The sequence below is a fragment of the Conyzicola sp. genome (assembly GCF_046714715.1).
GTDB lineage: Bacteria > Actinomycetota > Actinomycetes > Actinomycetales > Microbacteriaceae > Conyzicola.
In genome coordinates this window covers 18,593-28,392 of sequence record NZ_JBKKAD010000008.1, presented here as the reverse complement: position 1 = coordinate 28,392, position 9,800 = coordinate 18,593, and the positions used below count along the sequence as shown (strand labels likewise).

Genomic DNA, 9,800 nt, shown 5'->3' with positions numbered 1-9,800 from the left:
CTGCAGCCCGGCGAGAGCTATCAACACACCTTCGACCGGGCCGGGGAGTACTTCTTCAACGACTGCACCGACCCGAGGCCGACCGGCAAGATCGAGGTCTACCTCGACCCGCAGGATCAGCCGGGAGCGCTGCGGTTCATCCCGAGCCGGCTGAACCTGGAACCGAAGAAGGGCATCTTCTCGCCGGTGACCAGCAAGGTCTTCGCCTACTTCCAGCTGCCGCGCGGGTACCGGTACGACAGCGGAGCGGTGCTCATCGCGCCCCTCTCGCAGAACCCGGTCGAGCCGACGAAGGTGACGTCGCTGAAGAACCACGTCGTGCTGGTGTTCGACGAGGCCGACATCGACCACAACGTGCCGGAGGGCGAGACCTCTCTCACGGTGAGGCTGAACGTGCTGCAGGACGGTGTGCAGAAGCAGCTCACGTCGACGGCGGCCGTGCGGGTGGTGAAGTGAGCGACGAGTAGCGACCGGGCAGGTCGTGGTCGCTATAGCCCGCGTTCGATCGCGCGGGCGGCGGCCACGACCGCGTCCCGCTGAACCGGGTCGACATCGTCCGCCGGCGAGCGCAGCGAGATCGCCGCCTCGATGCCGGGCGAGTGGATCGGTTCGGTCAGTCCCGAGACCATGGCGTGCCCGAGGGGAGTGCGCTCACCGATGCGTCGGGCGGCGTAGGGGGCTCTACCCCGCATGATCGCGATGAGCACCATGTCGCAGTCGTCGCGCACCGCCAGCTCGATGGTCGCCCCCGTCTCGTTGCGAAGCGCCGACATGATCGGCAGTGCCGCGCGCCGCAGCTTCTGGGGCGTCTCTGCGAGCTGGCCCAGCTCGAACAGCCGCAACCCCAGGCGGATGGTCGTTCCTTCGCGTTCCAGGTAGTGGCGGCGAACGAGTCCGCTGACCAGCCGGGAGACCGTCGACTTCGGAAGACCGGCGCGCTGGGCGAGCTCCGAGATGCCCATCCCGCGGTCGTCGTCGCCGAGGATCTCGAAGATGACGGTGATGCGGTCGAGCACCCCGACCGGGTCGTCCGTCGCCACCGGTCACACCGCGCGCAGCGCGAGCCGTCGGGTCAGGGCCAGCGCGGCGTGCCGCACCAGCGGCATCATGCGGTCGGCGTCCATCTCGCTCACCGGGCCGGCGACCGAGATGGCGGCGACGGGCACGAGTTGAGGCGACAGGATCGGGCTGGCGACGCCGACGACCCCCGGAAACGTCTCGCATCGATCTATGGCCACCGCGCACGAACGCACGTCTTCGAGCTCCCGCTCGAGGTGGCGCCGTCCCCGGCTGTCCAGACCTCCGGTGATGTCGCGCACGGCCGACTCGTCGCTCGTGAAGGCCAGGAAAGCCTTGCCGAGCGCGGTCGTCGCCGCGGGCACGCGGGCGCCGGCGCGGGAGGGCGCGGGCCGCAGGCGGCCGCGCACGGAGATCACCGAGACCATGTCGCGCCCATCCTGCACCGCCACGTTGAGGTGCTCGCCGGTGGCGTTGAAGAGTTCGGCGAGAACGGGCAGCGCGGCGGCGCCGAGTCGGCGGGGAGTCGTCGCGCGCGCACCGAGCTCGAACAGTCTCAGTCCGATCACGACCCCGGCCTCGGTGCGCTCGAGGTAGCCCCGCCGAACGAGTTCGGCCACGGTGCGGGATGCCGTCGACTTGGGGATGCCCGTGGCCCGGGCGAGGTCCATGACGGTTGCACAGCCCCCGCACTCGCGCACGGCCTCGACGATCGCGATGATCCGGTCGAGCACCGACACCGGCTCATCGCCCTGAGCGGTTCGCATGTCTCCCAGTATCCGACTCGGCCGAGGCGTCGAGGCCGGGGCATCCCACTGAGTGGAACGCCGCAGCAGCCTCGACGCCGCCGACGCTCACCTCGAGGGAGTGCAGAACTGCTTGATCCCCATTGCGCTCTCGAGCCCCTCCACCACGTGCTGCTTGAAGAGGTCGTCGCCTGCCAGGGGCGCGTCGGTCCAGGCCGCCGCGTCGTGACCCAGGGTGGTCAGCCACGACCTGCCACCGTCGTAGTAATGGCACCAGCTCACGGCGTGCTCCTTGCCGTGGCCCGGGTGGCCGGTCGGCCGCCCGTTGAGACTGGTCTTCTCGTCGACCTCGAGCAGCACGTTGACGTAGCTCGGGTAGGGCACGAGGTTGTACCACTCGTCGGTGAAGGCCCACGTGCGCGGCATAAACGCCGTCGACACGTCGCGGCGGTTGATCGTCTCCACGGTGCCGCCGCGATTGGGCGCGTGGTCGTAGAAGTTCGCCCCGCCGAGCAGCCCCTCGTACCAGGGCCAGTGGTACTCGGCACCGAACGCGTTGTGGATTCCCACGAACCCGCCCCCGCCGCGCACGTACTGCATGAGGTTCGTCTGCGCCGTGTCGTCGAGCGTGTCCCGGTTGGAGCTGAGGAACACGACCGCCTGGTACTGGCTCAGCCGGCTGAAGCTCGCGAGATCCTCGGTGTAGTCGACGGCGATGCCGCGCTCCTCCGCCCAGGCCTTCAAGCCGGCCTGCGCGATGTTGTCGGCGTTGAGGGGTGGGTTCAACCCGGGAGCGAGCGGGGTGCCGAGGTGCGCGTGACGCGGGCCGGCCGTGCGGCTCCAGACGAGAATGCGCTTGGCTTCACCTTCGACCCAGCCGTTGCCCCAGTTGTTGTAGCAGACGGCGTCGGTGCCGCGGCAGACGCCGTAGTCCTTGATCTCGTCTTGGTAGATCTGACTGGCGGTCGCCGGTCGTCCGTTGTTGCCGTGGCGGTCGCCCCAGCCTCGGTCGCCGTCCCTGTCGGTGCCTATGCCCGCCGTGGTGAGCACTATCCCACCGCCGAGGGTTGCCGCGGCGACGAGAGCGACGCCCGACCGTAGTAGCGATTTCACGAGATCTCCTTTGATCGTTGTGCGACGCTCCCCGGCCATCGACGCCCGGAGGTTGGTGCGAATCTAGGCGCGACGAATCGATCGGGCAAAGCCCGTTCCATCCAGTAAGCCCTCCGGCGATGCAGATCGATCGCGAGGGCCGGCCGTAACGACCGTGTGGTAGCTGAGGCGGGGTACGATCCCGCGACCTCACGATTATGAGTCGTGCGCTCTAACCAACTGAGCTACTCAGCCATGTAGCCGCAAAGGCGACTGACGAGCCCCCTGTGGGAATCGGACCCACTACCTCTTCCTTACCAAGGAAGTGCTCTACCAATGAGCTAAGGGGGCACAAATCGATTTTCATCGCTTTGGCACCGTAAGAGACTAGCATCCGCCGGGCGCTGTTCCTGCACGCGGCGGATGCGACGACGTCACGACCCGCGCAGCGCGGTGATCGGTTCGATGTTCGACGCCCGTCGCGCCGGCAGCGCGCCCGCGGCGAGACCCACTACGGCTCCGAGCAGGGCCGAGCCGATGGCGAGCCACGGGTCGAGAATCGGGGTCCAGCCCTGCGCCACCGACACGATCACGACCGCGAACACACCGAGGGCCGAGCCGATCAAGCCGCCGAGCAGCCCGATCACCACCGACTCCACCATGAACTGCATGCCGATGTTGCGGCGGGTGGCCCCGAGCGCGCGGCGCAGGCCGATTTCGCCGATCCGCTCCATCACCGAGAGCATCGTCACGTTGGCGATACCGAGCCCGCCCGCGAGCAGCGCGATACCGCCGAGGATGAGGAACACGATGTTCACGTCGGCCTGGATGTCGTCTTGCAGGTCGGACCTGCCCGACGGCGCCGTCACCGTGAAGTTCTCCGGCTCGTTCGGCGAGAGGGCGATCGGCGCCTGGCGGGCCACCAGGGTTCCGGCCCCCGTGGCGATCTGCACGTGCAGTTCCGTGGGTGCGCTCACGTCGAAGTCGTTGCGCGCCGTGCCCATCGGCAGGATCACCGAGTCGAGCAGGTCTGACCGGCGTTCGACACCGTCGATGATGCCGACCACCGTGTACGAGGTCTCGCCGATGAAGATCGACGGCTGGCTGTCGACGCGGTTGATGCCGAGCTGCTCGGCGGCACGCGCGCCGAGCACGGCCACGTGGTCGCCGCGCTCGTCGTGGCCGGCGTCGAAGTAGCGGCCGGTCACGACCGAGCCGCGCACGGCCTCGAGCAGGTCGGCGGTCGTCGCGACGACGGCCGGGCTGAGAAGCGCGGCCGCGGATGGATCATTGACGGGAACGGATGTCACGGGCGCCTCTTTCACGTCCACCTCCGCCACGAGTCCCGCGCGTTCCACTCCGGCGAGCCGCTCGACTCGTTGCGGTGCGTCCCACGGCAGGGTTCCCGTCGCGACCTCCGACCCGCCGCCCGACCGCGCGGTCGCCGGTTCCACCAGCACCTGGGTGGCCGCGACCGCGTCGAACTGGTTCGCGATCTGTCCGGCGGCCGTCTGGGCGAACCCGACCGTGACCACGAGCGACGCGATGCCGAGCACCGTTCCGAGGGTGGTCATGATGAGCCGGCTCGGCTTGGCGCCGATGCCGTAGCTCGCCTCCACGAGCAGGTCCTGCAGCGAGAACCGGTCGGCGCGCGCCATCGCGGGCGGCGCTCCCCAGCCCGGTTCGACGGTTTCGGGCGCGGCATCCGTCGGGCGCTTGCGACGCAGGGCGAGCTTCACGCGAGTTCCATCAGTCGGCCGTCGGTGATGCGGATGCTGCGTTCCGCGCGTTCGGCGACGGCGCGGTCGTGCGTGATGATCACGAGGCTGAGACCGTCGGAATTGAGTTCCTCGAAGAGGTCCATGACCTCGCTCGAGGTGGTCCCGTCGAGGTTGCCCGTCGGTTCGTCGGCGAGCAGCAGTTCGGGCGAGCCGACGACGGCGCGCGCGACGGCGACGCGTTGGCGTTCGCCGCCCGAGAGCGTTCCGGGGGTGAAGTCGACGCGGTGCGAGAGCCCCACGCGGTCGATGGCGGCGCGGGCGCGCGATTCGCGTTCGGCGCGCGGCACCCCGCTGTAGAGGGTGGCCAGCAGCACGTTGTCGAGCACGGAGCGGTGCGGCATCAGGTGGAACGACTGGAAGACGAAACCGATCTTGCCGCCGCGCAGCGCCGCACGCTGTTCTTCGTCGAGCGACCCGGTCGAGGCGCCGTCGAGGTAGTACTCGCCGACACTCGGCCGGTCGAGCAGCCCGAGCAGGTTCAGCATCGTCGACTTGCCCGAACCGCTGGGACCGACGATCGACAGGTAGTCGCCGCTCTCCACCCGCAGGTTGATCGACTTGAGCGCCTGCACCTCGGGCGGGCCGGGAAACGACCGCGTCACGTCGATGAGCTCGACGACGGGCGGACGCGTCACCGGCCGACCACGACGAGGTCGCCCTCGGCGATGTCGCCGCTGATCTCCACGTAGCCGTCTGCCGCGAGGCCGCTGGTCACCTCGACCAACCGGGTCTCGTCGTCGTCACCGGTGGCGATCTCGACGCGCGACTCCCCGCCGGGTCCGGCGGTGAGCGCGGCGAGCGGCACGGCGAGCACGTCGCCCGCCGTCGACGAGACGGGCACGCTGACACGAACGTTGTTGCCCTGGAGCGCCTGTAGCTGTTCGTCGCTGAGTTCGGCGGGCGTGAGCACCACCGTGTAGCGGCCTGCGGATTCCGTCGACCCTTCCGCGGCCTCCGCGGGGGCCACGGACGCGACGGTTGCGGGATGCGTGCTGCCATCGGGCATCGCCAGCGAGGCGGCGTCGCCTTCCTTCAGCAGCTTCGCATCGGCCTCGGTCGCGGTGCCGGAGATCACCAGGGTGGCGCCCGAGACGCGCATGACCGCGGCGGAGATGGTGGAGCCACGTTCCACGGTGATCTCGTCGACGCGGCGCGGCAGGCCGGGCAGGTAGAGCACCTCGCTCGCCGGCAGGAACGTGAGCGTGCCGTTGGTGGCGGCACTCAGGGCCTCCTTGGCGGAGACCACCTGCTGCTGCGCGGCGGTGAGGTCGGCGAGCTCGGCGCTCACGTCGCGCGGCGCGAGGAGGGCGTCGCGTGCCGTGTACTCCAGCGTGAGCTGGTCTTTGAGCGTGGCGATCTCGCTCGGCGAGAGTGCGGCCGCGACGCCGTCGTCGTAGTCGCGTTCCGCCTTGCGCACGGCCATGTCCTGTGTCGTGCGTTCCACCGTGGTGGCACCGGCTCGCGCCTCGTCGAGCGTGCGCTGGGCTGCGGCCACGCCGCTGTTCGCTGCGCTCACGGCGTCTTTCGCCGACCGCAGCATGTCGCCGGTCTCCTCGCCCGAGCTGGGAAGGGGGTAGCCGACCTTGGCGTAGAGAGCGGCGACCGCGGTGGAGGTGGCGGCGTCGTACATCGGCGAGGAGACCGAGCCGGGGTTGATTCCGACCGCGTTGAGCGCGTGCTTGAGCTGGGTGACGTCGGGCCCCGAGACGCCCACCCGCAGCGTGCGGTACACGGGCAGGTCGCCGGGCAGCACGATGACGGGTCGTCCGGTGACTTCCAGAGCGACGGATGCCGCGTCGAACGTCGACCCGACCTCGGGCACCTGGCCCGTCACGACGGCCGGACCCCCGAGTTCGCCCGTCTCGATCTTCACCTCGACCGAGTCGGCGTAGGTGGCGTCGCCGCGGATGGTGACGTCGTTGGCGAGCTGGCGGCTCTCGATCGGCACGGTGATCAGGCCGGCCTTGGGGCCGTCGGCGTCGGCCGCCGCCTGCCCCGGCGAGACGATGAACTGGCCGAGCGCGAGCCCGGCGACGAGCGAGACCACGGCTACCGCCGCGACCACCCACATGGTCTTGTTGCCGCGAAGCAACCGGCCCCAGCCCTGGCTGCGCGAGGGGCCGACGGACTCGGCGTCGGAGAGCTCGAGCTCCGAGCCTGCCGCGGGTTCTGCGGCCGGCTTCTTTCTGAATGGCAGCGCCACGGTCTACTTCTTGGCCTGGGCGATGTCGGCGACCATGGCGTCGAGCTCGCTCTTGTGGTCGGCGATGAACTGGTTCTCGAACTCGAACTGCGCCGCGAGGTACTTGTCCTGGTAGTCCACCTTCTCGGCACACTTGAAATCGGCGAGCGCTACCTCGATCTCGTACTCGCGCCATTCGGCCTTGAGGGCGTCGTCGGGCTCTTCCGTGGTGCCGGTGGCCCAGTACTCGTTTGATGCCTCGCTGACCTCGGTCGAAGCATCCTCTTTCTTCTTGAAGTCCGCCCACCCCGCGTCGGCCATGCACGCCGCCCACTCGGCCTCGATCTTCACGATCTCGGGCGACTTCTGCAGCTTCTCCCAGATCGTGTTGAGCTCGTCCATGAGCGGCTTGTACTTCTCGCTCTGGGTCAGGTCTTCGCCGCTGATCTCGTGCTGTGCGGCACCCTGGCAGCCCGCGGTCTCCCAGTTGTACTCGTAGCTGCCGGAGTCTTCTTCCATCGCGGCCATCTCTTCGTCGCTCGGGCCGGGTCCGTAGAGCACCTCGTAGTAGGCCTCCTGCTCCGACACAGACAGCGCCTCGATGTAGGACTGGTTGGGGTCGACGAAGTCCTCCGACTGCGCGTTCATCTCCTCGATCTCTTCCGGCGTCTGGTTCATGCCGTAGCCGTGCTCGGCCACCCACTCCTCGGTGTCGCGGTCTTCGTCATCGAACGACATGCCCTGATACTGCGACTGGTCGACGGGCGTGTAGTCGAACCCCTCCTCGGCCATGCAGGTGGCGACGAGCTCTTCGACCTTCTTCTGCTGGGCGGCCGCCTCTTTTTCGTCGTAACCGCCATACATGGCGTCGTAGTACTCCGTCATCGGGGTCTTCTCGGCATCGAGGTCTCCCCCGTCGGTTCCACCGCCGGCCGTGCAGCCGGAGAGCGCGAGGGCGGCCGCCAGGGCGAGGACAACGCTGGTGGGAAGCAGACGTGCGCGCATGAGAATTCCTTCGACTGTGAGTGGTGGTATCACAGTACGCAGCGAAACAAGGAAAACTCGTCATCCTTGAGACTGATCTCCGGCTCAGATATCATCCGAAAGCTCTAAGCCGCGCGGCGGCATGCTGGCTATTAGGCTTGTCGAATGACTATCGCAAGTGAGTCCGCCGTCGTGTCGCCAACCGCCTCCGCCCTGGGCACGGAGTGGTGGCGTAGCGCCGTGATCTACCAGATCTACCCGAGGTCGTTCGCCGACCTCACCGGCGACGGCGTCGGCGACCTGCCCGGAATCACCGCGCGTCTCGACTCGCTGGCGGCCCTCGGCGTCGACGCGATCTGGCTCTCGCCGTTCTACACCTCGCCGCAGAAGGACGCCGGCTACGACGTCGCCGACTACTGCGACGTCGACCCGCTCTTCGGCACCCTCGCCGACTTCGACGCCCTGCAGAACCGCGCCCACGAGCTCGGGCTGCGCGTCATCGTCGACATCGTGCCCAACCACACGTCCGACGCGCACCGCTGGTTCCAAGAGGCGATCGCGACGCCGGCCGGTTCGGCCGAGCGCGCGCGCTACATGTTCCGTGACGGGAAGGGCGCATCCGGAGACCTGCCCCCGAACAACTGGGAATCGGTCTTCGGCGGCCCGGCCTGGACGCGCCTGACCGAACCCGACGGCACCCCCGGCCAGTGGTACCTGCACCTGTTCGACTCGTCGCAGCCCGACCTCGACTGGGAGAACCCGTGGGTGCGCGAGCAGTTCCGCGACATCCTGCGCTTCTGGCTCGACCGCGGCGTCGACGGCTTCCGCGTCGACGTGGCGCACGGCATGATCAAGCAGGCCGGCCTGCCCGACTACACGCCCACCCCGGGCGGCAGCATGGGCGGAAGCGGCAGCGCGGCCGAGGGCGTCTCGCTCGAGCCCGGCATCAGCGACCACTCCGAAGACCAGCCGACCGCCCCCTTCTGGGCGCAAGACGGCGTGCACGAGATCTACCGCGACTGGCACACCGTGCTCGCGGCCTACGACGGCGACCGCGTGCTGTGCGCCGAAGCGTGGGTCGAGCCGCTGAGCAAGCTCGCCCGCTGGGTGCGCCCCGACGAGATGCACCAGGCCTTCAACTTCAGCTACCTCGAGACGCCGTGGACGGGCCCCGCCCTGCGCCGCATCATCGACGACTCGATCTCCGCCTTCGCCAGCGTCGGAGCGCCCAGCACCTGGGTGCTGTCGAACCACGACGTCGTGCGCCACGCCAGCCGCCTCGCGCTCACCGCGGAGAACCCGCAGGGCGCCGGCATCGGCCCGAACTCGGCCGGACTACCCGACCCCGACCTCGGGCTGCACCGCGCCCGCGCGGCGTCGGCCCTGATGCTCGGCCTGCCCGGCAGCGCCTACGTCTACCAGGGCGAAGAGCTCGGCCTGCCCGAAGTGATCCATCTGCCCGACGCCGCCCGCCAGGACCCGACGTGGTTCCGCACCAACGGGGAGCGCTACGGACGAGACGGGTGCCGCGTGCCGATCCCCTGGGAAGCGGACGCTCCCGCCTTCGGGTTCAACGCGACGGGCGAGAGCTGGCTGCCGCAGCCCGAGGAGTGGGCGGGCTACGCGCGCGACGCACAGCTCGGCGTCGAGGGGTCGACGCTCGAGCTCTACACCGCGCTGCTCGCCCTGCGCCGCGAGAGCGACCTCGGCATGGGCACGCTCGAGTGGATCACCGGACTGGGCGAGTCGGTCGTGGCCTTCACGAACGCCGGCATCACGGTGATCGCGAACACCGGCCAGGTGCCGGTGGAGCTACCGCTCGGCACGGTGCTCGCCTCGAGCGGCCCGGTCATCGGCGGCTCGCTGCCCGCAGACACAACTGTCTGGCTGAAGCTCGCCGAGTAGGCGGCCGCAGGCCGTCACAGCTGGTTGAGTAGGCCGCCTGCGGCCGTCACAGCTGGTTGAGTAGGCCGCCTGCGGCCGTCACAGCTGGTTGAG

The 9,800-nt window shown here is 69.2% G+C and carries 9 protein-coding genes and 2 tRNA genes; 2 read left to right on the top strand and 9 right to left on the bottom strand.

From position 1 onward, the window contains the following. On the top strand, positions 1 to 456 hold a 456-nt coding region (locus ACLQ6X_RS00830; protein ID WP_411698260.1), incomplete at its 5' end, for a hypothetical protein. 32 nt (positions 457 to 488) lie between these two features. Here ACLQ6X_RS00830 and ACLQ6X_RS00825 read toward each other — a convergent pair. The 9 genes from ACLQ6X_RS00825 to ACLQ6X_RS00785 form a co-directional block, all read right to left on the bottom strand. Beyond that, a complete protein-coding gene (locus ACLQ6X_RS00825) occupies positions 489 to 1,040 on the bottom strand; it encodes an IclR family transcriptional regulator (protein WP_411698259.1) in 552 nt (183 codons plus the stop codon). A gap of 3 nt (positions 1,041 to 1,043) precedes the next feature. Beyond that, positions 1,044 to 1,784 carry an IclR family transcriptional regulator gene (locus tag ACLQ6X_RS00820; RefSeq protein WP_411698258.1) on the bottom strand — a complete coding sequence of 247 codons (741 nt, stop codon included), beginning with the start codon at positions 1,782 to 1,784 and terminating at the stop codon, positions 1,044 to 1,046. An 87-nt stretch (positions 1,785 to 1,871) separates the two neighbouring features. Continuing rightward, positions 1,872 to 2,876, bottom strand: a complete 1,005-nt coding sequence (locus ACLQ6X_RS00815; protein WP_411698257.1) for a ThuA domain-containing protein — start codon at positions 2,874 to 2,876, stop codon at positions 1,872 to 1,874. A 157-nt stretch (positions 2,877 to 3,033) separates the two neighbouring features. Further along, a tRNA-Met gene (locus ACLQ6X_RS00810) sits at positions 3,034 to 3,110 on the bottom strand. Positions 3,111 to 3,134: 24 nt separating this feature from the next. Then, a tRNA-Thr gene (locus tag ACLQ6X_RS00805) sits at positions 3,135 to 3,206 on the bottom strand. 83 nt (positions 3,207 to 3,289) lie between these two features. Further along, complete coding sequence (locus ACLQ6X_RS00800; RefSeq protein WP_411698263.1) at positions 3,290 to 4,513, bottom strand: ABC transporter permease; 1,224 nt, start codon at positions 4,511 to 4,513, stop codon at positions 3,290 to 3,292. A gap of 77 nt (positions 4,514 to 4,590) precedes the next feature. Further along, positions 4,591 to 5,271: an ABC transporter ATP-binding protein gene (locus tag ACLQ6X_RS00795; RefSeq protein WP_411698256.1), complete on the bottom strand. Its 681-nt coding sequence runs from the start codon at positions 5,269 to 5,271 to the stop codon at positions 4,591 to 4,593. Beyond that, complete coding sequence (locus ACLQ6X_RS00790) at positions 5,268 to 6,839, bottom strand: hypothetical protein (protein ID WP_411698255.1); 1,572 nt, start codon at positions 6,837 to 6,839, stop codon at positions 5,268 to 5,270. Before ACLQ6X_RS00790 ends, ACLQ6X_RS00795 begins: the two co-directional genes overlap by 4 nt. 3 nt (positions 6,840 to 6,842) lie before the next feature. Then, a complete protein-coding gene (locus ACLQ6X_RS00785; RefSeq protein WP_411698254.1) occupies positions 6,843 to 7,823 on the bottom strand; it encodes a hypothetical protein in 981 nt (326 codons plus the stop codon). Between the two features lie 144 nt (positions 7,824 to 7,967). Between ACLQ6X_RS00785 and ACLQ6X_RS00780 the strand changes: the two genes are divergently transcribed. Beyond that, positions 7,968 to 9,707 carry an alpha-amylase family glycosyl hydrolase gene (locus ACLQ6X_RS00780; RefSeq protein WP_411698253.1) on the top strand — a complete coding sequence of 580 codons (1,740 nt, stop codon included), beginning with the start codon at positions 7,968 to 7,970 and terminating at the stop codon, positions 9,705 to 9,707. The last annotated feature ends 93 nt before the right edge of the window (positions 9,708 to 9,800 follow it).